General features: G+C 68.2%; 24 protein-coding genes. 6 read left to right on the forward strand and 18 right to left on the reverse strand.

Annotated features, from left to right (window positions below; genetic code table 11):
• Window positions 1–1,054 precede the first annotated feature (1,054 nt).
• Window positions 1,055–2,002, forward strand: a complete 948-nt coding sequence (locus ACFFGH_RS13175) for an integron integrase (protein WP_386668974.1) — start codon at window positions 1,055–1,057, stop codon at window positions 2,000–2,002.
• A 146-nt stretch (window positions 2,003–2,148) separates the two neighbouring features.
• Here the strand turns inward: ACFFGH_RS13175 and mgtE are convergent, their stop codons facing one another.
• The 14 genes from mgtE to ACFFGH_RS13245 all read right to left on the reverse strand — a co-directional run bounded on the left by mgtE (window position 2,149) and on the right by ACFFGH_RS13245 (window position 14,207).
• Window positions 2,149–3,510, reverse strand: coding sequence for a magnesium transporter (gene mgtE, locus ACFFGH_RS13180; protein ID WP_386668976.1), 1,362 nt, complete (start codon window positions 3,508–3,510; stop codon window positions 2,149–2,151).
• A gap of 296 nt (window positions 3,511–3,806) precedes the next feature.
• Window positions 3,807–5,534, reverse strand: a complete 1,728-nt coding sequence (gene ptsP, locus ACFFGH_RS13185; RefSeq protein ID WP_386668978.1) for a phosphoenolpyruvate--protein phosphotransferase — start codon at window positions 5,532–5,534, stop codon at window positions 3,807–3,809.
• Window positions 5,535–5,537: 3 nt separating this feature from the next.
• Window positions 5,538–5,807: an HPr family phosphocarrier protein gene (locus ACFFGH_RS13190; RefSeq protein ID WP_386668979.1), complete on the reverse strand. Its 270-nt coding sequence runs from the start codon at window positions 5,805–5,807 to the stop codon at window positions 5,538–5,540.
• Between the two features lie 162 nt (window positions 5,808–5,969).
• The gene (locus ACFFGH_RS13195; protein ID WP_386668981.1) at window positions 5,970–6,362 is read right to left on the reverse strand and encodes a PTS sugar transporter subunit IIA; all 393 of its coding nucleotides are present in this window, start codon (window positions 6,360–6,362) and stop codon (window positions 5,970–5,972) included.
• A gap of 85 nt (window positions 6,363–6,447) precedes the next feature.
• Window positions 6,448–7,320 carry an RNase adapter RapZ gene (rapZ, locus tag ACFFGH_RS13200; RefSeq protein ID WP_386668983.1) on the reverse strand — a complete coding sequence of 291 codons (873 nt, stop codon included), beginning with the start codon at window positions 7,318–7,320 and terminating at the stop codon, window positions 6,448–6,450.
• A complete protein-coding gene (gene hprK / locus ACFFGH_RS13205) occupies window positions 7,317–8,267 on the reverse strand; it encodes an HPr(Ser) kinase/phosphatase (protein ID WP_386668985.1) in 951 nt (316 codons plus the stop codon). The genes rapZ and hprK overlap by 4 nt, the downstream gene beginning before the upstream one ends.
• Entirely contained in the window at window positions 8,264–8,755 is a 492-nt protein-coding gene (locus ACFFGH_RS13210; RefSeq protein ID WP_386668987.1) for a PTS sugar transporter subunit IIA, read from the reverse strand. Before ACFFGH_RS13210 ends, hprK begins: the two co-directional genes overlap by 4 nt.
• A gap of 38 nt (window positions 8,756–8,793) precedes the next feature.
• Window positions 8,794–9,123, reverse strand: coding sequence for a ribosome hibernation-promoting factor, HPF/YfiA family (gene hpf / locus ACFFGH_RS13215; RefSeq protein ID WP_386668989.1), 330 nt, complete (start codon window positions 9,121–9,123; stop codon window positions 8,794–8,796).
• Between the two features lie 183 nt (window positions 9,124–9,306).
• A complete protein-coding gene (locus ACFFGH_RS13220) occupies window positions 9,307–10,728 on the reverse strand; it encodes an RNA polymerase factor sigma-54 (RefSeq protein WP_386668991.1) in 1,422 nt (473 codons plus the stop codon).
• Window positions 10,729–10,838: 110 nt separating this feature from the next.
• The gene (gene lptB / locus ACFFGH_RS13225; RefSeq protein ID WP_386668993.1) at window positions 10,839–11,558 is read right to left on the reverse strand and encodes an LPS export ABC transporter ATP-binding protein; all 720 of its coding nucleotides are present in this window, start codon (window positions 11,556–11,558) and stop codon (window positions 10,839–10,841) included.
• Window positions 11,558–12,037, reverse strand: coding sequence for a lipopolysaccharide transport periplasmic protein LptA (gene lptA, locus ACFFGH_RS13230; RefSeq protein ID WP_386668995.1), 480 nt, complete (start codon window positions 12,035–12,037; stop codon window positions 11,558–11,560). The genes lptB and lptA overlap by 1 nt, the downstream gene beginning before the upstream one ends.
• A gap of 10 nt (window positions 12,038–12,047) precedes the next feature.
• Window positions 12,048–12,587, reverse strand: coding sequence for an LPS export ABC transporter periplasmic protein LptC (gene lptC / locus ACFFGH_RS13235; protein ID WP_386668997.1), 540 nt, complete (start codon window positions 12,585–12,587; stop codon window positions 12,048–12,050).
• A 23-nt stretch (window positions 12,588–12,610) separates the two neighbouring features.
• Window positions 12,611–13,180 (reverse strand): KdsC family phosphatase, encoded by a 570-nt coding sequence (locus ACFFGH_RS13240; protein WP_386670199.1) that lies wholly within the window; start codon window positions 13,178–13,180, stop codon window positions 12,611–12,613.
• A 28-nt stretch (window positions 13,181–13,208) separates the two neighbouring features.
• Window positions 13,209–14,207 (reverse strand): KpsF/GutQ family sugar-phosphate isomerase, encoded by a 999-nt coding sequence (locus ACFFGH_RS13245; protein WP_386668999.1) that lies wholly within the window; start codon window positions 14,205–14,207, stop codon window positions 13,209–13,211.
• A gap of 126 nt (window positions 14,208–14,333) precedes the next feature.
• On the opposite strand from ACFFGH_RS13245, the gene ACFFGH_RS13250 reads away from it, so the two are divergent.
• Together ACFFGH_RS13250 and murA are read left to right on the forward strand one after the other, a co-directional pair.
• Complete coding sequence (locus ACFFGH_RS13250) at window positions 14,334–14,567, forward strand: BolA family protein (RefSeq protein WP_386669001.1); 234 nt, start codon at window positions 14,334–14,336, stop codon at window positions 14,565–14,567.
• A 103-nt stretch (window positions 14,568–14,670) separates the two neighbouring features.
• Window positions 14,671–15,927: a UDP-N-acetylglucosamine 1-carboxyvinyltransferase gene (gene murA, locus ACFFGH_RS13255; protein ID WP_386669002.1), complete on the forward strand. Its 1,257-nt coding sequence runs from the start codon at window positions 14,671–14,673 to the stop codon at window positions 15,925–15,927.
• A gap of 69 nt (window positions 15,928–15,996) precedes the next feature.
• Here the strand turns inward: murA and ACFFGH_RS13260 are convergent, their stop codons facing one another.
• From ACFFGH_RS13260 to purM, 4 genes are all read right to left on the reverse strand, one after another.
• A complete protein-coding gene (locus ACFFGH_RS13260) occupies window positions 15,997–16,674 on the reverse strand; it encodes a DUF3108 domain-containing protein (protein WP_386669004.1) in 678 nt (225 codons plus the stop codon).
• Between the two features lie 11 nt (window positions 16,675–16,685).
• A complete protein-coding gene (locus ACFFGH_RS13265) occupies window positions 16,686–17,396 on the reverse strand; it encodes a DUF3108 domain-containing protein (RefSeq protein WP_386669006.1) in 711 nt (236 codons plus the stop codon).
• Window positions 17,397–17,408: 12 nt separating this feature from the next.
• Window positions 17,409–18,074, reverse strand: a complete 666-nt coding sequence (gene purN / locus ACFFGH_RS13270) for a phosphoribosylglycinamide formyltransferase (protein WP_386669008.1) — start codon at window positions 18,072–18,074, stop codon at window positions 17,409–17,411.
• Between the two features lie 115 nt (window positions 18,075–18,189).
• Window positions 18,190–19,263 carry a phosphoribosylformylglycinamidine cyclo-ligase gene (gene purM / locus ACFFGH_RS13275; protein WP_386669010.1) on the reverse strand — a complete coding sequence of 358 codons (1,074 nt, stop codon included), beginning with the start codon at window positions 19,261–19,263 and terminating at the stop codon, window positions 18,190–18,192.
• 129 nt (window positions 19,264–19,392) lie between these two features.
• Here purM and ACFFGH_RS13280 point away from each other — a divergent pair, with 129 nt between their 5' ends.
• From ACFFGH_RS13280 to hda, 3 genes are read left to right on the forward strand one after another with little or no spacing between them, the layout of a single operon-like run.
• The gene (locus tag ACFFGH_RS13280; RefSeq protein ID WP_386669012.1) at window positions 19,393–20,469 is read left to right on the forward strand and encodes a DUF2066 domain-containing protein; all 1,077 of its coding nucleotides are present in this window, start codon (window positions 19,393–19,395) and stop codon (window positions 20,467–20,469) included.
• Entirely contained in the window at window positions 20,469–21,614 is a 1,146-nt protein-coding gene (locus ACFFGH_RS13285; protein WP_386669013.1) for an AI-2E family transporter, read from the forward strand. The genes ACFFGH_RS13280 and ACFFGH_RS13285 overlap by 1 nt, the downstream gene beginning before the upstream one ends.
• The gene (hda, locus tag ACFFGH_RS13290) at window positions 21,614–22,333 is read left to right on the forward strand and encodes a DnaA regulatory inactivator Hda (RefSeq protein WP_386669015.1); all 720 of its coding nucleotides are present in this window, start codon (window positions 21,614–21,616) and stop codon (window positions 22,331–22,333) included. Before ACFFGH_RS13285 ends, hda begins: the two co-directional genes overlap by 1 nt.
• The last annotated feature ends 41 nt before the right edge of the window (window positions 22,334–22,374 follow it).

The following is a 22,374-nucleotide window of genomic DNA, read 5'->3' on the forward strand; positions in this document are numbered from 1 at the left end:
TACCGGCCGCAGCCGGAAAAGAGACAAGGGCCGAGACCAAGGGTAGAGGGCGGGCAGGGCGGCACAGCAACAGGCAGAGCCGTCAGTCGGCAGCGGCGGAAGGCAGTCAACTCGGCGGCGACGCCTGAAGAGCGCACGGCCCCAGCGGACAGTGCGTTATGGAAGAACGCCCGAAAGGGCGGCGAGGGCGCGAGCCGGAAGAGTCAGAGGCCCGATGCGGCCGAAGTCAGCCAACGGTCCCGAGCGAACTTGCGGGCGCTGCGATGAACACCGCGGTGCCTTTGCCTGGGGACGGCAGCAGCTCGAAGCCATGCAGAGCACCACCGGCCAAGACAGCACTGTTGCCCGCCTAACACCTGAGTTAAGCCGCGCCGCGAAGCGGCGTCGGCTTGGACGAATTGTTAGGCGGCGCGCCTACGGTAAAGCCACAGGGCGGGCAACCAGCACATTGCTATGAAAGCTCCGAGCCAAAACCACGCCCACGGACGGCGATAGTAAGGCACGAACTGGGTGGTAGACGGCAGTTCGCAGGTGAAAGAGCGGAAGACAAACGCACCGTTTCCTTCCTCTACGCAGGACTCACTGATCGCGCCCCCGAAGAGCAGAAGGGCGCTGATCGTGAGCAGCCAGCCGAAGCAAAGTGCCACGGTCCACCAAGGTTCTCTCATGAGCCGCCTAACACCTAGTAGACCCCCAAAAGCGGGTGTCGCACCGTATGGTTGCCGGGTTCAGCGAAGGCGGTCAAGGAAAAACCCTACAAAGAATCAAGCGTTTGTCTTACCCACTAGAGCCTGCCGCCTAAGGTAGCTTGCCCGTAGATCTTCGATTTCGGGTACGTATGCAATATGACCTCGCGTGCGCGGTGAGAACCCGCGTTTTCGTTCATGAAGATCCGCCTGGGCGGGGCGATGGAAGCGGCCGTCGGAACGGTAGGAGTGCATATCCTCCACCGGCTGGTGGCGTTCCCAGCCGTCGGGCCTCGCCTCCGCGTGCCGACGCTGCGCCTTCGGCCTCCGTCCACGCGCTGAGGCCGCGCTCATCAGCAAGGCCGGGGTTGTTCGAAGAGGTTGCCCGGCAGCTGCGGTTGCGGCACTACAGCCACCGTACTGAGCAGGCGTACCTCGGATGGATCCGGCGCTATGTGGCGGCGAACGATCGCCGGCACCCGCGTGATCTGGGCGCCCCGGAGGTCGAGCGGTTTCTGACCGCACTGGCGGTTGATGAAACGGTCGCCGCGGCGACCCAGAATCAGGCGCTTTCGGCACTTTTGTTCCTGTATCGGGACGTGTTGAAGATGCAGCTGCCTTGGGTGGAGCATGTGGTGCGGGCCAAGCGTCCGCAGCGGGTGCCCACGGTCCTGTCGACCTCGGAAGTACAGCGTTTGCTGGCGGCAATGGATGGGCGCCCGTGGTTGCTGGCGAGCCTGCTGTACGGCACGGGCATGCGGCTGCTCGAGTGCCTGCGATTGCGTGTGAAGGACGTCGACTTCTCGCGACATGAGCTGACGATCCGCAACGGCAAGGGGGGCAAGGACCGGCGGACGGTGCTGCCGCGCACACTGGTCGAGTCGCTGCAGCGGGAAATCGAGCGCGCGCGGACGCTGCACTGCGCCGACCTCGCCGAAGGCTTCGGTGCGGTGTGGTTACCGGACGCGCTCGCGCGCAAATATCCGAATGCATCGACCGACTTCGCGTGGCAATACGTCTTTCCGGCCGTGCGTCGCGCGGTCGACCCGCGTAGCCAGACGCAGCGACGGCACCATTTCGATCCGGACATGCTGTCGCGTGCGTTGAAGCGGGCCCGTGCGGCGGCCGGCATCATGAAACCGTTGAGCGCGCACACACTGCGCCACAGTTTCGCGACCCACATGCTCGAGGCCGGATACGACATTCGCACGGTCCAGGAGTTGCTGGGCCACAAGGACGTCGGCACCACCCAGATCTACACGCATGTTCTCAACCGCGGTGCGGGCGGTGTGCTCAGCCCGCTGGACCGCAGCTGAGGCATGACGGCGGCAGCCGACGGCCCGATGGTCGGCCAGCCAGTGGCATGCGATTCGACGACCAGTTTGTGAAAAGCGGAACGGACCTCAAACGGCGACCACGCTGCCGATCCAGACGACGCGCGTGTGAGCACCCGCCAGCCGCCTCACCCCAGCAGGATCATCGTCGCCAGCCCGAGGAACACGAGAAAGCCCATCGTGTCCGTCACGGTCGTCAGGATCACGCCACCTGCGAGCGCCGGGTCGAAGCCGAGGCGCTTCAGGGTAAGCGGAACCAGCACGCCGGAGCCCGCGGCGAGCAGCAGATTGATCGTGAGCGCGGTCGCGATCACAAGCGACAGCAACGGGTCGCCCTTCCATGCCCACACGATCAGACCGAGCACGAGCCCGAGCGCCAGACCATTGATGAGCGCGACGCGAAGCTCTTTCCACAGCAGCACCCGCACGTTCGATGCGCCTACCTGGCCGAGGGCAAGGCCGCGCACCATCAACGCGAGTACCTGAGTTCCTGCATTGCCGCCCATGCCCGCGACGATCGGCATCAGCGCAGCCAACGCGACGAGCTCCGCAATCGTCGCCTCGAAGCGGTCGATCACGCTGGCCGCTAGGAACGCGGTGCCGAGGTTGACGCCGAGCCAGATCAGGCGCCGCCGGAATGCGCGTCGAACCGGGCTGAACAGGTCTTCGTCCTCGTCGAGGCCGGCCGCGCTCAGTGCCTGGTGTTCAGCCTGGTCGCGGATGATGTCGACGACGTCGTCGATCGTGATGCGCCCGAGCAGGATGTTGTTTTCATCGACCACCGGGGCGCTGATCCAGTCGTGGTCGGAGAACTGGCGGGCGACCTCCGAATCGGTTTCGCCGACGTCGATCGCCGGTTGCTCGTCATCGACGAGGCGGTTGATCGGCGTTCCGGGTTCGTGCGTCAGCAATGCCGCAAGCGCGATGCGCCCGAGGTACTGGTGCCGGCGGCTGACCACGTAAAGATGGTCGGTGTGCTCGGGCAGTTCGCCGCGAAGGCGCAGATAGCGCAGCACGACATCGACCGTAGTGTCGGCGCGCACCGTCACCACGTCGGGGTTCATCAGGCGCCCAGCGGTGTCCTCCGGATAGCTCAGCGCTTGCTCGAGCCGCTCGCGGTTCTCGCGGTCCATCGACTTGAGCACCTCGTCGATGACCGTGTCGGGCAGGTCCTCGACGAGGTCGGCAAGGTCGTCGATGTCGAGGTCTTCGACCGCGGCGACGAGCTCGTCGGGGTCCATGTCCGCGATCAGGCTTTCACGCACCTCGTCGCCGACGTGCAGCAGCACTTCACCGTCATCCTCGGCGTCGACGAGACCCCAGACGATCTCGCGTTTGCCGGGCGGCAGCGATTCGAGCAGGTTGCCGATTTCCGCCGGCGAGAGTGTGTTGACCAGCCGGCGCACCGGGCCGAGGCGACCGCTGTCGAGCGCGTCGGACAGCAGTCGCAGCTGCCGCGCGGTCTTGTCGTGGCGGATCGTTTCGGCCATGGCGGCGCTCCTGGACTGCGAGAGCCGCACCGTCGCATCGCGCGACGGGACGACCGATTTCAGGTGTTCATGTCGTCATTATCGCCCGCACGGCCGCGGCTTGGACAGCCGCATCTGGAACCGCGGGCAGGGATTGGCGGTCGGCCGAGCGAAATGTCCCCGTTCAACGATCATGGTTGCGAGGAAATTCGAACGCACGCGACGAGGGTCCGTAACGGAAGACGAGGTGGTGGAAGCGCCCGAGATCGGCGGCCGCTGTGGCGATCGGCCGGATCGGCAGCCAGTTGGACGCCGCCTCAGCCCGTCGCGCACTCGTGCTCGCGCATCCATTCGAGGATGCCGGCGCGATCATGCGCGCACATCAGGGCGGGCGCGGCGGCCCGCAGTCGGGACAGGTCGCAGTGGCGGATCTTGTTGCGCACCTCCAGCAACAGGCCCGGGTGCAGGCTGAATTCGCCCAGGCCCAGCGCGAGGAGCAACGGTGTGAAGCGTGTATCGCCGGCAATCTCGCCGCAGACGGCGACCGGGCGGTTGCGTGCATTCGCGAGCCGGATGATGTTGCGCAGCATGCGAAGCACCGCAGGGTGCAGCGGCGTGTAGAGGTCACCGAGCGCATCGTTGTTTCGGTCCGCGGCGAGCATGTACTGCACGAGGTCGTTGGTGCCGATCGACAGGAAATCGATCTCGTCGATGAAACCGCGCAGCGCGAGCGCGGCGGCGGGCACTTCGATCATCGCGCCAAGCGGCACGTGGTCGGCAACCTCGCAACCGTCAGCGCGCAGCTGCGCGGCAATGCGGTCCATGCGTGCGCGCACTCCGATCATCTCTTCGCGCGAACTCACCATCGGCACCAGCACCCGCACGGGGCCGTAGCCCGAGGCGCGCAGCAGCGCCCGCAGTTGTGCATCGAACAGGTCGCTGTTGGCCAGCGACAGGCGCACGCCGCGCACACCGAGCGCGGGATTGGGTTCGTCGCGCAGCACCAGGCCCGTGCGGTCGGCCTTGTCGGCGCCGAGATCGAGCGTGCGGATCGTGACCGTGCGGCCGGTCATGCCCAGCACGAGATCGCGATACGCGCGGAACTGTTCCTCCTCGTCCGGCAGCTCGGGGCGCTGCATGAACAGGAATTCGGTGCGATACAGACCCACGCCGGCCGCGCCGAGCGCGTGCGCTTCGGCGACGTCCTCGAGCGATTCGGAGTTCGCCCACAGCTTGATGTCGACGCCGTCGGTGGTCCGCGAGGGTTCGCGCCGCAGTCGATTGAGTTGGCGGCGCTCGCGGGCCTGCTCACGGACGCGTTCGCGGTGGTCGCGCAGGTCGTCGGCGTCGGGCTCGAGCACGACGGTGCCGCCGTTGCCGTCGACGCAGAGCACGTCGCCTTCGTTGACGCGCTGCAGGGCAAGTGTCGCGCCGACGACGAGCGGCAGGTGCAGGCTGCGCGCGAGGATCGCCGTATGCGAGAGCGGGCTGCCGACCGTGGTGATCACGGCCAGCACGCCTTCGGCCTGCAGTTGCGCCAGCTCCGCAGGCGCGACGTTCTCGCAGACGAGGATGTCGCCCGCACGTCCACGCGCATCGCCTTCGTACAGGTGCAGTGCTGCGCGGATGCGGCCGATGACCTGGTCGATGTCTTCGACACGGCTGCGGAAGTACGCATCGTCCATCGCCTCGAACACCGAGGCGATGCGGTCGCGCTGCAGCTTGAGCGCGTAATCGGCGCTGTAGCGTCCGCTGCGAATCAGGTCATCAAGGCCCTGAAGCAGTTCGGGGTCGTCGAGCAGCAGTGCATGCAGGTCGAGGAACTCGCCGACCTCGTGCGCTAGCGCGCCGTGCAGCCGCTCGCGCAGTGCATGCATTTCGTCGCGGACGGTCGTGATCGCCGCATGGAGCCGGTCCAGTTCGGCTTCAACCGCATCGGCGCTGATGTGCTCTTCAACGACATCGAGCGTCGCCGGTAGGCGAACCCGGGCACGGCCGAGCGCGCTGCCGCGCGACGCTCCGTGCCCTTGGAACACCTGCCGCATGCGTCAGCTGTCCTCGTCGAAGCGACGCTCGAACAGCGCCGTCACCGCGTCGGCGGCTGCGGTTTCATCTTCGCCATCGACACGCAGCTTGAGCTGCGTGCCCTGACCGGCAGCGAGCAGCATGACGCCCATGATGCTCTTGGCGTTGATCTCGCGGCCCTTCGCCGTCAGCGTCGCGCTGCACTTGAAACCCGACAGCAGTTGCACGAGCTTCGCGGTTGCGCGTGCGTGCAGGCCGAGGCGGTTGCTGACGGTAAGTTCGCGTTCGATCATCGGGCTGGGATGCTCGTCGTTTCGGATGGGGCTGCAGCGCGTTGGGAAGCGCTCACTGCAGCATGGTGAATGCACACGCACGGGTGGCCGGCCACGGTCGTCCCGGGCCGGTCGGCGCGCTGGGCTGCGCCGTGGTTGAGTCCGGGAACTCGCGCGTAGGCTTCATGCATCGTCGAGCACCACGCCGTTGCGTGCTCCCGCGGCAGCGACGCGCGCGAGCTCCTCGAAAGGCTGCTCGGCGTAGTTCAGCACGCGCAGCAGCATCGGCAGGCTCAGCGCTGAAACGCGGTGCACCGGCGTGCCCAGTGCCGCGACGCGCGCGGCGAGGTTGCTTGGCGTTGCGCCGTAGAGGTCGGTCAGCACGAGCACGCCGTCGCCCTGGTCTGCGCGGCGCAGCGCGAGGCTGGCCTGCGGTAGCAGCACGTCGAGGTCGCCATCGAACGGGACTTCGAATACCTCGACGACAAGCGGCAGCGGACGCAGCATTTGCGCCGCGACCGCGCGCACTGCGGTGCCGATGCCTTCGTGAGTGATGAGCAGGATGCCGACGGCCATGCCGGTAACCTACCAGACCAGCGTGACAGCCCGGAAGCGCCCGAACGGGCAGTTCGACGGCATCACGCCAGCCCGCTTGGCGGGATCAGTCCAGCTCGCGATGGTGCACGGCGACTTCCTGCCACCCCTGCGAACGCGCATGCGCCGCCATGCGTTCGGCGAGGTAGACCGAGCGGTGCCGGCCGCCGGTGCAGCCGAATGCGACGGTCGCGTAACTGCGCGTGGTGTCCGACTGCAGCCGCGGCAGCCAGGTGTCGAGAAAACCGGTGACCTGGCCTGCGAACAGATTGACGTCCGGATCGGCATCGAGATGCTCGCGCACGCCGGCATCGCGGCCGGACAGCGGGCGCAGGGCGGCGTTCCAGTGCGGGTTCGGCAGGCCGCGCGCATCGAACACGAAATCCGCATCCGGCGGCACGCCGCGGCGATAGGCGAACGATTCGAACAGCAACGACATGCCGCTCTCGCCGGCGAGCGCGAAGTCGCGGATCACGTGGCGCCGGAGCTGGTGCACGTTCATCGCGCTGGTGTCGATGACGGTGTCGGCGATTTGCCGCAGCGGCTTGAGCACCTGGCGTTCGAGCGAGATCGCATCGGCCAGCGCGAGTCCGAGCTGGCTCAGCGGATGACGCCGACGCGTGTCGGCGTAGCGCTTGAGCAGCACCTCGTCCGAGGTCTCGAAGAACACCAGCCGCGGGTCGAAACCGAGCGAGCCGACGGCCGACAGCCAGTCCGGCAGGTTGCCGAGGTCGCGCCGGTTGCGCACGTCGATGCCGACCGCGAGCTTCGGCGGCGCGCCGTCCTCGGCGCCCACCGTCTGCACGAACTGCGGCAGCAGTTCCGCCGGCAGGTTGTCGACGCAGTAGAAGTCGACATCCTCGAAGGTGTTGAGTGCCACCGACTTGCCCGAGCCGGACATGCCGCTGACGATGATGAGGGTAGGCAGGCTGTTGCTCATGTTTCCCCGCGTTCCAGGAAATGACTGTGCCGGGCCATGAACGCCGCGGCCGGGTCCACGCCCTTCGCCCGCAGGATGTGCGTGCGCGTGGCCGCCTCGGTCAGCACCGCGAGGTTGCGGCCGGGCATCACGGGCAGCGTGATCAGCGGTACGTCGAGGTCGAGCACGCGCCGCGCGCCGAGATCGCCGGTGATGCGCTCCAGGCCACCGGGCTCCGGATACAGCGACGGCTGCGTCAGGTGCACGATCAGGCGCAGGTACTTGTTCCGCTTGACCGCGGTGTCGCCGAACATCTGCCGCACGTTGAGCACGCCGAGGCCGCGCACCTCCAGCATGTCCTGCAGCAGCTCCGGGCAGGTGCCGTCGAGCACGTCGGGCGCGATCTGGGTGAACTCGGGTGCGTCGTCGGCGACCAGGCGATGGCCGCGCGTGACCAGTTCGAGTGCGAGTTCGCTCTTGCCCGAGCCCGATTCGCCGGTGATCAGCACGCCGATCGAATAAATCTCCATGAACACGCCGTGCAGCGTCACGCGCGGTGCGAGCTTGCGCGCGAGGTGGTACTGCAGGTGGTTGAACAGCTCATGGCCGCGCCGCGGCGATACCCACAGCGGCGTGTCGGTTTCCTCCGACGCGATACGCAGGTCTTCCGGGCAGGACTGGCTCTTGCTGATCACGAGTGCCAGCGGGCGGTACTGCATGATCTTTTCGATCGTTTCCCAGCGCAGGCGCGGCTCGAGGCCGTCGAGCCACGCTAGTTCCTCGCTGCCGAGGATCTGCACCTTGTTCGGGTAGATCGTATTGAGATAGCCGGCGAGTGACGGCCTGCGGGCCACGGTATTGGCTGCTTCGAGCACGCGGGACTCGCCACGGCTGCCGGCGATCCAGCGCAGGTCGAGTGGTTCGCGCTGCTGTTCGAACAGTTCGAGCGCGCTGATGCGGGCGGTCATACCGGGTCTCCGATCGAGCGCCGGGCAGGGCGGGGCTCGAGCAGTATCGCGCGCAGCGATTCGACATCGCCGGCATCGCGCAGGCGGTCGCGGAAATCGGCGTCGGCGAAGTGCTCGGCCAGTTCGGCCAGTTGCTGCAGGTGCTGCTGGATGTAGTGTTCCGGCACCGCGAGTGCGAGCACCAGATCGACCGGGATGCCGTCACTGGCGCCGAATGCAACCGGCGTTGTCAGCTTCAGGAATGCGCCGCGGCTTTCTTCGAGTGTGGCGATGCGACCGTGCGGGATCGCAACGCCGTGCCCGATCGCGGTACTCGCCAGCCGCTCGCGTGCCTGCAGGCTGCTGGCGATCGTCTCGGCCATACCGGTCGGTGAAGCATCCGCGGGCTGGCTCAGCAGACGCGCCGCGGCATCGAGCACGTCACCGCGCTCGGCCACGTCCGAGAGAATCGCCACGCGCTCGGCGCTGAGCAGGTCCCGCATCGGCATTGGCGGTTAGGCCTGCCAGGTGTGGATCGACGCCAAGGTCAGCCCAGCTCGCCGTTGCGCACCAGGCTCTCGCCGCGGTGGTGGTCGACGAGCTTTTCCTTGTGCTTGACCAGCAGCCGGTCGAGCTTGTCGGCCAGCAGGTCGATCGCGGCATACATGTCCACGCCGGATGCGTCGGCGTGCATCGTGCGCCCGGCGATGTTGATCGTGCCCTCGGCGCGCTGCTCGGTCTTGTCCACCACGAGGAGCGTGCGGACCTCGACGAACGGCTGGTCGAAGTGTCGCTGGAGGCGCGCGAGCTTGGTTTCGACGTAGCTGCGCAGTGCGGGTGTCACTTCGATCTGCTGGCCGTGGGTCTCAACGCGCATGGTGCACCTCCGACATCGACGGGGAACCAGCATATCGCACCGATGCAACGCCCCGGCAGTCGAAAACGTGACTGGAGCGATACCGCGTCACGAAATGCACCAATGTGTGAAAACGCCCGTGCCGTCGCACTCGGACGCAGCGGCGACAGGCTGAACAGGGCAGGCGCCCTGAAGCGGCGCGGCTCAGGCGATGCGCACCCGTTCCTGCGAGGACGGGATGTTCATCGACTCGCGGTACTTCGCGACGGTACGCCGTGCGACCGGCACGCCACTGGCCTTGAGCGTCTCGGCCAGGCGCGCGTCCGACAGCGGCTTGCGCGGGTTCTCGGCGTCGATGAGCTGGCGGATCATCGACTGGATCGCGGTGCTCGATGCCTCGCCGCCGCTGCCGGTGTCGATGCCGGATGCGAAGAACGCCCGCAGCGGCACGGTGCCTCGCGGCGTGCGCGCGTACTTGCGGGCGATCGCGCGCGAGACGGTGGACTCGTGCAGCCCGACTTCGGCTGCGACCTCACGCAGCGTCAGCGGCCGCAGCGCGCTGTCGCCGAACTCGAGGAACGCCGCCTGCTGGCGGATCAGGCAGCGCGCGACCTTGAGCAACGTGTCGCCGCGCGCCTCCAGGCTCTTGAGCAGCCAGCGCGCTTCCTGCAAGTGGCCGCGCAGGTAACTCGCATCGGCGCTGCTCGCACCACGGATCATGCTTTCGTAACCGCGATGGATGCCGACCTTCGGCCGCATCCCGTCGGCTAGCGCGACGCGCCAGACGCCATGCTGCCGCCAGATCACGACATCCGGCGCGACGTAGGTGTCGCTGGGCAGGCTGCCGATCTGGGCGCCGGGGCGCGGGTCGAGCGAGCGCAGCAGCTGCACCGCGGCCTCGACGTCCTCGACCGGCACCTTCATCTCGTTCGCGATGCCCGGGATGCCGACCCGCGGCAGGCGTTCGAGCGGGCCGTTCGCGATGTCGCAGGCGAGCTGCTTGGCCGGCGTGTGGTCGGCGATCGTTTCCAGCTGCAGGCACAGGCACTCGCCGAGCGAGCGCGCGGCGACGCCGACCGGATCGAAACGCTGCACCTGGTGCAGCACGGTCAACACCTCGTTCTCGCCCACCTCGATGCCGGGCCGCAGCGATTCGGCGATCGTGGCTAGCGGCTCGCGCAGGTAGCCGTCTTCCTGGATCGCCTCGATCACCGCAACACCGATCACCCGGTCGCGCGGCGACAACGGGCTCAGGTGCAGCTGCCAGAGCAGGTGGTCCTGGAGGGTGTCAGTCTCGGCGACCTGTTCGGCCGCGGGCGAATCGTCGTCGCGGTCGCTCGGCCCGACGCGCTCGTACCAGGTCTCGCCGTCGTTCGCGCCCCAGGGATCGTCGGCGGGCGTTGCCGCGATGACGTCATCGCCGCCCGCGGGCGCGTCCTCCTTGGCGGAGGGCGTGGCGATGTCGGTCGTGGTTTCCGTCCAGTCCAGCAGTGGATTGCTTTCCACCGCAGTCACGATTTCCGCTTCGAGTTCGACCGCCGACAGCTGCAGGAGGCGGATCGCCTGCCGCAGCTGTGGCGTCATCACCAGATGCTGTCCAAGCGTGGCTTGCAGGCGGGGTTTCATGTTCAGTGCGGACGCGACCTTCTGGTGGCGGTGGCGGAATACCGGTCGGGGTAGCCGATCTTGCGGCAGCCCGGCTTCGCAGCCAGTGAAGGGCTACCGGTGTGCCGACCTTACAGCCGGAACGTATCGCCGAGATAGACCCGGCGCACATCCGGGTTCGACAGCAGGTCTTCAGGCGCGCCCTGGGCGAGCACGCCACCCTCGTTGAGGATGTAGGCACGGTCGCAGATGCCGAGCGTCTCGCGCACGTTGTGGTCGGTGATCAGCACGCCGATGCCGCGGTTCTTGAGGTGCAGCACGATGCGCTGGATCTCGCCGACCGAAATCGGATCGACGCCCGCGAACGGCTCGTCGAGCAGGATCAGCCGCGGTCGTGCGGCGAGCGCGCGTGCGATCTCGACGCGGCGTCGTTCGCCGCCCGACAGGCTCGCGCCGAGCTGGTCGGCGACGTGGGTGATCTGCAGCTCGTCCATCAGCGCGGCGAGTTCGCGCTGGCGGCCGGCGCGATCGAGGTCTTCGCGCAGTTCGAGCACCAGCAGGATGTTGTCCGACACCGACAGCCGGCGGAATACCGAAGGTTCCTGCGGCAGGTAACCCACGCCGTATTTCGCGCGGGCATACATCGGCTCGGAGGTGATGTCCTTGCCGTCGAGCACGATGCGCCCGTCATCGGCGGGCACCAGCCCGACGATCATGTAAAAGCACGTGGTCTTGCCGGCGCCGTTCGGGCCGAGCAGGCCGACCACCTCACCCGCGTCGAGGGTCAGGCCGAAATCGCGCACGATCTCGCGCGAGCGGTACGCCTTGCGCAGCCCCTGCGCGACGAGCATCAGCCGCCGCCCTGTGCGTTACGCGGAAGGATGCGCATCTTCACGCGCCCGGAGTCCTTGCCGCCGCTCTGCACCTGGCCTGTGCGCATGTTGTAGACCACACGCTGGCCGCTCAGCGAACCGCGCGGCTGCTGGATCCGGACGTTGCCGGTGAAGATGACGATCTCGGTGGTCAGGTCGTAATCGACCTTCGTCGCGGTTGCGCTCATCGGCGTACCGTCGTCGAGTTGCTGATTGAGCTTGGCCGGAGCGCCGGTTAACACCACGCGCACGGGCTCGCCGCCACGCTGGGTGATGTCGGCCCGGTTGGCGCGGATGTCCAGCGTCCCCTGCGTAATCGTCACGCCTTCGGTCAGTACCGTTGGCTGGCTGTCGTCCAGCGAATAGACGGCATTGCCTGCGTCGATGTCCATGTCTTTGTTGCGGTCGGACGAGCGCGCCGAGACCGTCGCCGGAGCGACGATGACAGCGAGCAGCATTGCCAGCGCACTAGCGCGCAGTGCTTTCATAACGGGCCTTGACGTCGTTGAGGTGCACGCGCTTTGCATCGAGTTGGGCTTCGAGGCTGCGCCCGTTCAGTATAAGACCCGGCTGCCTGACCGTGACCGCAACCGGCGAGGTGGCACGTTTGGTTTCCGGAAAGACGTTCAGTTGCTGCGTGTTCATTGTCACCGGGCGTCCCTCGGCATCCACGCTCTTTGCAAGCACGTCGCCGCGCAGTCGCAGCTCGTCGCCTTCGGCGCTGACCCAGCCGGTGCGGGACTTCACTTCCCAGTCGCCGGTGCTCGCATCCGGGCCCGCGGGGAGCGTGAAGACGGGCGTCGCGATATCCATCGTTTCGCGCGTGGGATCACGCGTCAGTCGAGGGGCGCGCAGCGTGAACGATTCGCGGCCCTGTTCGTCGAGCGCGACCAGCTCGAAATCCTCGAGTACGTAGTCCGAACGCTCGGTGCCCGGCGCCGCTTCGATATCGTCGGTCTGCTGCTGCCACAGTGACCACCCGGTCAGCGCCGCGGCCGCGAGCAGCACCAGCGTCAGCCAGACTCGCCAGCTCATGACTGCCGCCCAAGCGAAGGCGTGACCGCCGCCAGTACCGGATCCAGCAGGCCCTGCGCCTCGAGCAGCAGGTCGCACAGCTCACGTGCGGCGCCACGGCCGGCATGCGCCTGCGTGGTCCAGTGCGCGCGTTCGCGGGTCCATGCATGCGCGTTGGCCGGTGCGACGCCAAGGCCCACCTGCGCCATCACCGCGAGATCGGGCAGGTCATCCCCCATGAACGACACCTCGTCCATCCCGACGCCGAGGCGCGATGCGATATCGCCAACACAGGCGAGCTTGTCGGGCACCGCGGTGTGCACCTCGGTGAGTCCGAGTTCTGCGCCGCGCTGCTGGGCGATCGTGCTCACGCGCGCAGTGACGAACGCCACCGTGATGCTGTTTTTGCGAAGCAGCACGAGGCCCTGGCCGTCATGGACGTGGAACGCCTTGAGTTCACGACCCTCGGTGTCGAACCACAGGCGGCCGTCGGTCAGCGTGCCGTCCACATCGAAGCAGGCCAGCCGGATGCGGGCGGCGCGCTCGCGGATGTCGGGTGGAACGTTTGAGGCATGGCCGAGCGGCATGGACGGGTTCGCGGGTGCGGGCATCGGTTCAGACCACCCGTGCGCGCAGCAGGTCGTGGATGTTGAGCGCGCCGACCATGCGTCCGTCGTCATCGACGACGAGCAGGCCGCCGATCTTGTGCGTTTCCATCAGCTGCGCGGCTTCGATCGCGAGAGCGCTTGCGCTGATCGTCTTCGGCGAGCGCGTCATCACCGCATCGATGCGCGTGGTGCGCAGGTCGACCTGTGCATCGTCGATCGTGCGGCGCAGGTCACCGTCGGTGAAAAGGCCGAGCAGCCGATCGCCCGCATCGACCACCGCCGTGAAGCCCAGGCGTTTGCGGCTGATCTCGACGAGTGCCTCGCTGATCGTGGCATCGGCGCCCACGCGCGGAATGTCGTCGCCGGCGTGCATGACGTCGGAGATGTGCAGCAGCAGGCGGCGTCCGAGTGCGCCGGCCGGGTGCGAGCGTGCAAAGTCGTTGGCGGTGAAGCCGCGTGCCTCGAGCAGCGCGACCGCAAGCGCATCGCCCATGGCGAGCGACGCGGTCGTGCTCGACGTCGGTGCAAGCGCGAGCGGGCAGGCCTCGGCCGGCACGCTGACGTCGAGGTGGATGTCGGCCTCTCGCGCCATCGTCGAATTCGGCCGGCCGGTCATCGCGATGAATTTGTTGCCCTGGCGCTTGAGCACCGGCAGCACGGTGAGGACCTCGTCGCTTTCGCCCGAGTACGACAGCCCGAGCACGATGTCGCAGTCGGTGATCATGCCAAGGTCGCCGTGTGCGGCTTCGCCCGGATGCACGTAGAACGCGGGCGTGCCGGTCGAGGCGAGCGTGGCGGCGATCTTTCGGGCGATATGGCCCGACTTGCCCATGCCGGTGCAGACGACGCGGCCGGGCGAGGCCAGGATCAGCCTGCATGCGGTGGTGAAGTCGCCGTCGATCCGTGCCGCGACCGCAGCCAGCGCCTGGGCTTCGAGCTCGAAGACGCGACGCCCGCTGGCAGCGATGTCGGTGGCGGGTTCGGCGATTCGTGCGTCGGTTGCCATTTCGGGCCGGGGGTGTTTCCGCTAGGCTAATCGGCCATTCTATGCGGTGCGCCGGTCCCTGCCCAACGCGGCGCGTCCGGGCGCGAGCCTGCGGGCCGCGCCAGCATCGCCCAGCCAGGCGCGACCGTGAACGCAGACACCATCAAGACCCTGATCGAACAAGGCCTGCCGGGCGCACGTGCCGACGTGCGCGGCGACGACGGCGTGCACTTCGAAGCGACCGTCGTATGCGAGGCATTCGCCGGCAAATTGCCGCTTGCCCGCCACCGCATGGTCTACGCGACGCTCGGCGACCGCATGGGCGGTGAAATCCACGCACTTGCGCTGAAGACCGTCACGCCCGACGAAGACGCGCGCTGACGTCCGTCCCAATCCGTTCCGTGCGGAGCGCGGAACCTGCTTTGCCGTGTCAGGCGCGCGAGGAACGCAGCGCCGGCACGCTTCCCGGACCAGGCGCTGAGCCATGCAGAAGATTGTTGTAGAAGGCGGCGCCGCGCTGAACGGCGAAGTGCGCATTTCCGGCGCGAAGAACGCGGTGCTGCCGATCCTGTGCGCGACGCTGCTCGGCAACGAGACGGTCGAGATCCGCAACGTGCCGCGGCTGCACGACGTGGTCACGACCGAGCGCCTGCTAACGCAGCTCGGTGCGGACGTGATCGATCACGGCGATGGCGTCATTACGGTGGATCCGACGACCGTGAACAGCCAGGTCGCCTCGTACGATCTGGTCAAGACGATGCGCGCCTCGGTGCTCGTGCTAGGACCGCTGCTTGCGAAGTACGGCCATGCCGAAGTGTCGCTGCCCGGTGGCTGCGCGATCGGCTCGCGGCCGGTGGATCTGCATATCAAGGGTCTGCAGACGCTCGGCGCCGAGATCACGGTCGAGAACGGCTACATCAAGGCCCGGGCCGATCGCCTGCGCGGTGCGCGGCACGTGTTCGACATCGTCAGTGTCGGCGCGACCGAGAACGTGCTGATGGCGGCCACGCTCGCCGAGGGCACGACCGTGCTCGAGAACGCGGCGATGGAGCCGGAAATCGTCGACCTGGCGCAATGCCTGAACACGATGGGCGCGCGCATCGAAGGTGCGGGCAGCAACCGCATCATCGTGCACGGGGTCGAGCGGCTGCACGGCGGCGTGCATTCGGTCGTGCCCGATCGCATCGAGACCGGTACGTTCCTCGTCGCCGCAGCGATGACCGGTGGCCGCATCACCGCCACGCATGCGCGTCCGGATACGCTCGATGCGGTGATCGACAAACTCTCCGAGGCGGGCGCACGCATCGAATGCGATGGTGACCGCATCACGATCGACATGGGCGGGCGCCGGCCGCGCGCGGTGAACCTGACGACCGCGCCGCATCCTGCGTTCCCGACCGACATGCAGGCGCAGTTCATGGCGATGAACTGCATCGCGGACGGCGTGGGCGCGATCAACGAGACGATCTTCGAAAACCGCTTCATGCACGTCAACGAGTTGATGCGGCTCGGCGCGGACATCCGCGTCGACGGACACACGGCGGTCGTGCGCGGCGTTGAACGGCTCAGCGGCGCGCCGGTGATGGCGACCGACCTACGCGCTTCGGCGTCGCTGATCCTGGCGGGTCTCGTGGCGAACGGCGAGACCGTCATCGACCGCATCTACCACCTCGACCGCGGCTACGAGAACATCGAAGCCAAGCTCGGTGCGCTGGGCGCGAAGATCCGGCGCATCAGCTGAGCCCGTCGCTCATGCGATAAAAAAGCCCCGCTTCGGCGGGGCTTTTTCGTTGCGCGTCGTACCAGCGCCTCAGCGAACCGCCTGTACGCGCAGGTCGATCGAGTCCTTGCCGTCTTCCTTCTGCACGATGCGCGCGGGCACCGGCATGCCGTCAACGACCCAGGCGACGGTCTGCTTGTCGCCGGACGTCGCGACCACCTTCGTCGCCTGCTGCTGCTTGCCACCGACGTCGATCGCCTCCTTGCCGGCGACCGTGTAGTTCATCTGCTTGACCCGGCCGTCCTCGACCATGCGGTACTTCAGCGGCTTGCCGGCGGCAACGTCGCGCACGAGCGCGAGGTTGATCAGCAGCGCATCGAGGTCACCCGGCTGCAGCTTGATCGGGCCCGCGCGATCGGCCTTCACGTCGCCGGTCCAGGTGGCGACGCCCTTGCTCCAGTCGTACTCGGCCTGCTTGTTGGACTTCTTGACCATCACCTTCGAGGCGTCGGTGCCCGACAGCGGGCGCAGCTCGCCGTCGCGCTCTTCGAATACCGTGCTCTGGCTGAGGTCGGCGAGCTGGTTGCGAATGCTCAGCGTGTAGCGCCAGCGGTTGTCGCCGGCCGGCTCGAGCGCCATGCGGCCGTTGCCCTGCATGCCCATGTAGTTGGCCTGGTAGGTCGCATTGAAAGGCTTGACCGCGAGCGCCGGGGCACTGGCGAGCAGAAGCGCGGTGGTCGCGGCCGCGGTGCGGAGCAGGGTGGACATCGTCGCCATCGTCATTCGTTTCCTCGGTATTCGGTCAGGCGCAGGTCGTAGGTGTCGCTGCCGTTCTCGCGTTGCAGGATGCGCACTGGTGTCGGAACGCCGTCGACGACCCAGATCACGGTCTCGTCGGCATCCGAATGCAGGCGACTCACGCGCAGCGCGTTGTAACTCAGATCCCCGACTTTCACCGGCTCCGGTTCTGCGGCGACCAAGTAGCGGTGCACGCGTGCACGGCCGTCGTCGACGAAACGGTATTCCAGTGTCCGGCCGGGTTGCGCGTCGCGGATCACCGCGAGGTTGATCAGAAGCCCGCTCATGTCGCCCGGTTGCAGTGGCACCGGCGCCTGGCGGGTTTTCTTGACGTCACCTTGCCAGCGGGCCTGACGCGCGGACCAATCGTAGATGCCGGTTCTCTGCCGGCGCGTGAACACGGCGCGGCGCAGCGTGGCCTGGCTCAGCGGGCGGTAGGTGTCGCCGACGGTGTCGAACACGGTGCTCTGCTCGGCGTTGATGCCGGCGATGCGCATCAGCCCGGTGCCGCGCATGGTCAGGTCGATGCGCCAGCGGCCCGCATCGCTGGGGCTGAGCTGCATCGTCGCCTCACCAAGTTCGCTGCCACCGCGGTAAACGTCGTACTGGGCGACGAACGGCACCAGCGCGGCCGCGGGGAGGCTGCACGCCAGCGCGGCACCGAACAGCAGGAGCTGGAGGAGCGGGCGCATGCGGCGGGTCAGTCAGCTCGACGCGAGCAGGCGGCCCGCGGCGTCGAGCTGCAGTGGCGCTGCCAGCGTTGCGCCGTCGAGCTCGACACCCGCGTCGCCAAGGCGGATGCGCCCGCCCGCGAGCAGGCGCAGCGACTCCACCAGCAGCGGGTGCTCGCGTTCGAGCACGCGTGCGCCGAGCGTGGCGGCGTCGTCGCCGGCGAGCACCGGCACCCGGGCCTGCGCGATCACCGGGCCGCCGTCGAGTTCAGGCGTCACGAAGTGCACGCTTGCGCCATGCACCGGCGCGCCGGCCGAGAGCGCCTGCTCGTGCGTGCGTAGGCCCTTGAATGCCGGCAGCAGTGAGGGGTGGATGTTGACCATGCGGCCGCGGTTCGCCTCGACGACGGGTTCGCTGAGAAGGCGCATGTATCCCGCGCAGACGATGAGGTCGGGCTGAACGGCGCCGATATGTTCGAACAGCGCGGCGTCGAATTCGAGCCGGTTCGCGAAGTCGCGCGGCCGCAGCGCGGCGGTGTGGATGCCGGCCTGCTCCGCGCGCTGCAACGCGACCGCGTCGGGGCGGTCGGAAAACACGCCGGCGATGCGCACCGGCAGGTCGCCGGCTGCGATCGCGTCGATCAGTGCCTGGAGGTTGCTGCCGCGGCCGGAGGCAAGAACGGCGATTCGGTACGACATCGTGGGGCGAATCCGGGAGCGGGGCGGCAGGTGCGGAACGCTCGCGGCCTTGCGCCGGGCCTGCGCCAATGGCAGCAGGCTCGGCCCATGCGACGAGGCGCCGAGCGGCGGTGGCTCAGCCGATCCGCACGCGCTCGTGGCCGGTGGCGTTCGTTACCTGGCCGATCGGCCGGTTAGGCAGGCCGAGACGGTCGAGGTCGGCCGACACCGCGGCCACGTCGCCCGGCGCAACCGCCAGCACGAAGCCCACGCCGCAGTTGAACGTGCGCCACATCTCCTCGCGCGGCACCGCGCCCTCGCGCTGCAGCCAGTCGAATACCGGTGGCAGCACCAGCGTGGAGGCGTCGATCTCCAGCCTCAGCCCGTCGGGGATCACGCGGATGATGTTCTCGGTCAGGCCGCCGCCGGTGATGTGCGCCATCGCGTGGATGCGGTCGGACTTCGACGCGTCCTGCGCCTCGCCGCCACGGCCGAGCAGTTCGAGGATCGGCTTGACGTAAAGCCGGGTCGGCTCCATCAGCGCATCGATGAGCTTCACGCCGCCGAGGTCGAGGTCGGCCGGCCGGCCGGCGCGGTCGAAGATGCGGCGGATCAGCGAATAGCCGTTCGAATGCGGACCGCTGGATTCGACGCCGATCAGCGTGTCGCCGGCCTGCACGCGGCTGCCGTCGAGGATCTGGCTTTTCTCGACGCCGGCCACGCAGAAGCCCGCGAGGTCGTACTCGCCGGGCGGGTACATGTCCGGCATCTCGGCCGTTTCGCCGCCGATCAGCGCGCAGCCCGAGAGTTCGCAACCGCGCGCGATGCCGCCGACGACCGCCGCGGCGGTGTCGATGTCGAGCTTGCCGGTCGCGAAGTAATCGAGGAAGAACAGCGGCTCGGCGCCCTGCACGAGCACGTCGTTGACGCACATCGCGACCAGGTCGATGCCGATCGTGTCGTGGCGGCCCAGCTGCTGCGCAAGCTTGAGCTTGGTGCCCACGCCGTCGGTGCCCGACACCAGTACCGGCTCGCGGTACTTCTTCGACAGGTCGAACAGCGCGCCGAAACCGCCCAGCCCGCCCATCACCTCGGGGCGGAAGCTGCGCTTGACCATCGGCTTGATGCGCTCGACGAGCTCGTTGCCCGCGTCGATGTCGACGCCCGCGTCGCGGTAGGTCAGCGGGGTGGGAGTGTTCGATGTGGACACGGCGGGCTCGTCGGTCGCGGAAGGAAGCCGGCGATTTTAACAGCGGCGGCCGGCCGTGCCCGCGCATTGAATGGACGTGCCGGCGCGGCTGCGGCACCATTCCCGCGATTTCGGCCCTCGGGAAATGCGATGCCGTTCGTGACTCGCGCAAGACGTTGGATCTGGGTGGCGATGCTGGTGATGGCGAGCTTCGGCGCCGCCGCGCAGCGCGTGGAAGGCGATCGCGCAAAGGCGGAGGGCGCGTATGCGGCCGAGATCACCGTCACCAACCAGGCGCCGGCCCAGCGCAATGCGGCGTTTACGCGCGGCCTGGTCGAGGTGCTGACGAAGATCACCGGCGACCGCACGGTCACGTCCAAGCCCGGCGTCGGCCAGGAGCTGCGCAAGGCCGGCGAGTACGTGAAGGGCCACGACTACCGCCAGGACGAGGGGGTGTCGGCCAGTGGCGCGCCGAGCTTCCGCACGGTGCTGGTGGTGCGCTACGACGAGGAGAAGATCGAGGCGCTGGTCGACACGCTGGGCCTGCCGGTGTGGCCGCAGCCGCGCGCGAAGCCGGTGCTGTGGCTGGCGATCGACGATGGCAGCGGCCCGCGTCTGGTCGGCCTGCAGGGCGCGGCCGCCGCTCGCTCGGTGCTGGATCGTGCGATCGAGCGCGGCTACCGCCTCGGCCTGCCGGCCGGCACCGCCGCCGAGCAGGCGCTGGTGGCCGCGATCTGGCGAGGCGACACCGCCGCGATCGCGCGCGCATCGCAGCGCTATGCACCCCCGATGCAGCTGATCGGCAAGCTCTACCGCGACGGCAAGGGCGGCTGGACTGCCGACTGGATCATGGTCGACAACGGCAAGGTGCTGTCGCAGTGGTCGAAGACCGAGCGCGATGCACGCCGGGCGATGGCGAGCGGCGCCGATGGCGCGGCCGATGCGCTGGTCAAGAAGTACGCCAAGCCGCGCGAGGGCGCCGGCCCGGCGGGCGAATACACGGTGACGTTCACCGGCCTGCGCAGCGGCGACGACTACATCCGGTTGATGGGCTACCTGCAGAAGCAGGCCGTGGTGCGCCGTATCGTGCCGGTCACCGCCTCGCCCGATCGACTGGTGCTGCAGCTCGAGCTCGTCAGCGGCGTGGAGGGCTTCAAGCGCGCGACCGCGAAGGACGGCGTGCTGGCGGCCGATGAAGGCGACGAGCCCGCGTTCCGGCTGCGCTGATGGACGTCGCCGCCACTCCGATCGAGGAGATCGCCCGCTTCCTGAGGCGACTCCAGTGGGCGGCCATCGTGCTGTTCGCGCTGTGGGTGCTGTGGCTGCTCGCGCCCGTGCTGACGCCGTTCGTCCTGGCGGCGATGCTGGGCTGGCTCGGCGATCCGCTCGTCGACCGGCTCGAAGCCGCGGGCCGCTCGCGCGGCACCGCGGTCGCGCTGGTGTTCTCGGCGATGACGGTCGCGCTGGTGCTGGTATTGCTGCTGCTGGTGCCGCTGATCCAGCGCCAGGTCATCACGCTGATCGAATCGCTGCCGCGCTACCGGGAGTGGTTCGTCGATACGCTGCTGCCCTGGGTTGAAACGCGCACACGGGTGGATGTGGACCGCTGGCTGGACTTCGATTACGCGGTCGCGATGGTGCGCGAGAACTGGCAGCGCGCCGGCGGTTTCGCCGCGACGGCGCTCGCGTACCTGTCGCGCTCGGGCTCGGTGCTGCTGTCGTTGCTCATCAACGCGCTGCTGGTGCCGGTGCTTGCGTTCTTCTTCCTGCGCGACTGGGACAGGCTGGTCGAGCGCATCGCGTCGCTGGTGCCGCCGAGGTTGCTGCCGACCGTGAGCCGACTCGCGAGTGAGTCCAGCGACGTGCTCGGCGCATTCCTGCGCGGGCAATTCCTCGTGATGGTGATCCTCGGCGTGATGTACGGCGTCGGGCTGTGGATCGTCGGGCTGGATCTGGGTCTGCTGATCGGCATGATCGCGGGGCTGCTGACGTTCGTGCCGTACCTCGGGCCGGCCAGCGGCGTCGTGCTCGGCGTGATCGCCGCACTGGTGCAGTTCGGCGATTGGCAGCACGTAGCCGGCGTGCTGGTGGTGTTCGGCGTCGGCCAGCTGATCGAAAGCTACTGGCTGACCCCGAAGCTCGTCGGCGATCGCATCGGCCTGCACCCGGTCGCGGTGATCTTCGCGGTGCTCGCCGGCGGCCAGCTGTTCGGCTTCCTTGGCATGCTGCTGGCGCTGCCGGTGGCGGCGGTGGGCAACGTACTGCTGCATTACGCGCAGGAGCGCTACACGCACAGCCGGCTGTATGCGGGCGACGTGCCGCACATCGTGCTGGACCCGTCCGAGCGGGCATCGGGCCGCGAGCCCGGCTGATGGCCTCGCTCGAGCCCGGACCGGTGCCGCAGCTGCCACTGGCGCTGCGCGCGCCCCCTGACCAGTGCCTGGAGACCTATCTCGATGCGCCGGCAGGTGCGATCGCGCAGCTGCAGGCGGCCGCGTGCACGGCCGGCGGGGACTGGCTGTACCTGGCCGGTGCGCCGGGAACCGGCAAGACCCATCTGCTGCTCGCAAGCTGCGCCGCGGCCGAGGCGGCAGGCCGCCGCGCCGCGTACCTGCCGCTGCAGGCCGCAACCGGGCGCGTGCGCGACGCGCTCGAGGCGCTTGAGGGTAACGACCTGCTGACGCTGGACGGGCTGGAGTGCATCGCCGGCAACCGCGACGACGAGATTGCGCTGTTCGACGCCCACAACCGTGCACGCGCGTCCGGAGCGACGCTGGTTTATGCGGCGACCGAGCAGCCCGATGCGCTCGAACTCGCGCTGCCCGACCTGCATTCGCGGCTGTCGCAGTGCACACGCATCGTGCTTTCGCCGCTCGACGAGGCTGGCCGGCGCGAAGTGCTGCGCCAGCGCGCGCAGCGGCGCGGCCTGGTGATCGAAGAACCTGCGCTGGACTGGTTGCTGCGTCGCGTCGGGCGCGACCTTGCGGGGTTGACCGAACTGCTCGACCGGCTGGACCGCGCATCGCTGGCCGCGAAGCGGCGGATCACGGTGCCATTCCTGCGCGAAATGCTGGGCACTGCCTCGCGCTGAGCTGGCGCGGGGTCTGCGATCCAATCCCAACCGGATGCGAC

This window comes from Lysobacter korlensis (assembly GCF_042434515.1).

What these genes read in the sequence shown, in the direction of transcription:
- ACFFGH_RS13220 (WP_386668991.1), bottom strand. Translation starts at nt 10,728, where the DNA reads ATGAAACCCCGCCTGCAAGCCACGCTTGGACAGCATCTGGTGATGACG.
- rapZ (WP_386668983.1), bottom strand. Translation starts at nt 7,320, where the DNA reads ATGAGCAACAGCCTGCCTACCCTCATCATCGTCAGCGGCATGTCCGGC.
- ACFFGH_RS13210 (WP_386668987.1), bottom strand. Translation starts at nt 8,755, where the DNA reads ATGCCGATGCGGGACCTGCTCAGCGCCGAGCGCGTGGCGATTCTCTCG.
- ACFFGH_RS13265 (WP_386669006.1), bottom strand. Translation starts at nt 17,396, where the DNA reads ATGCGCCCGCTCCTCCAGCTCCTGCTGTTCGGTGCCGCGCTGGCGTGC.
- purN (WP_386669008.1), bottom strand. Translation starts at nt 18,074, where the DNA reads ATGTCGTACCGAATCGCCGTTCTTGCCTCCGGCCGCGGCAGCAACCTC.
- lptB (WP_386668993.1), bottom strand. Translation starts at nt 11,558, where the DNA reads ATGCTCGTCGCGCAGGGGCTGCGCAAGGCGTACCGCTCGCGCGAGATC.
- ACFFGH_RS13195 (WP_386668981.1), bottom strand. Translation starts at nt 6,362, where the DNA reads ATGGCCGTCGGCATCCTGCTCATCACTCACGAAGGCATCGGCACCGCA.
- hprK (WP_386668985.1), bottom strand. Translation starts at nt 8,267, where the DNA reads ATGACCGCCCGCATCAGCGCGCTCGAACTGTTCGAACAGCAGCGCGAA.
- lptA (WP_386668995.1), bottom strand. Translation starts at nt 12,037, where the DNA reads ATGCTGCTCGCTGTCATCGTCGCTCCGGCGACGGTCTCGGCGCGCTCG.
- hda (WP_386669015.1), top strand. Translation starts at nt 21,614, where the DNA reads ATGGCCTCGCTCGAGCCCGGACCGGTGCCGCAGCTGCCACTGGCGCTG.
- ACFFGH_RS13260 (WP_386669004.1), bottom strand. Translation starts at nt 16,674, where the DNA reads ATGTCCACCCTGCTCCGCACCGCGGCCGCGACCACCGCGCTTCTGCTC.
- ptsP (WP_386668978.1), bottom strand. Translation starts at nt 5,534, where the DNA reads ATGCGGCAGGTGTTCCAAGGGCACGGAGCGTCGCGCGGCAGCGCGCTC.
- ACFFGH_RS13190 (WP_386668979.1), bottom strand. Translation starts at nt 5,807, where the DNA reads ATGATCGAACGCGAACTTACCGTCAGCAACCGCCTCGGCCTGCACGCA.
- ACFFGH_RS13280 (WP_386669012.1), top strand. Translation starts at nt 19,393, where the DNA reads ATGCCGTTCGTGACTCGCGCAAGACGTTGGATCTGGGTGGCGATGCTG.
- ACFFGH_RS13245 (WP_386668999.1), bottom strand. Translation starts at nt 14,207, where the DNA reads ATGGCAACCGACGCACGAATCGCCGAACCCGCCACCGACATCGCTGCC.
- hpf (WP_386668989.1), bottom strand. Translation starts at nt 9,123, where the DNA reads ATGCGCGTTGAGACCCACGGCCAGCAGATCGAAGTGACACCCGCACTG.
- ACFFGH_RS13240 (WP_386670199.1), bottom strand. Translation starts at nt 13,180, where the DNA reads ATGCCGCTCGGCCATGCCTCAAACGTTCCACCCGACATCCGCGAGCGC.
- ACFFGH_RS13285 (WP_386669013.1), top strand. Translation starts at nt 20,469, where the DNA reads ATGGACGTCGCCGCCACTCCGATCGAGGAGATCGCCCGCTTCCTGAGG.
- mgtE (WP_386668976.1), bottom strand. Translation starts at nt 3,510, where the DNA reads ATGGCCGAAACGATCCGCCACGACAAGACCGCGCGGCAGCTGCGACTG.
- murA (WP_386669002.1), top strand. Translation starts at nt 14,671, where the DNA reads ATGCAGAAGATTGTTGTAGAAGGCGGCGCCGCGCTGAACGGCGAAGTG.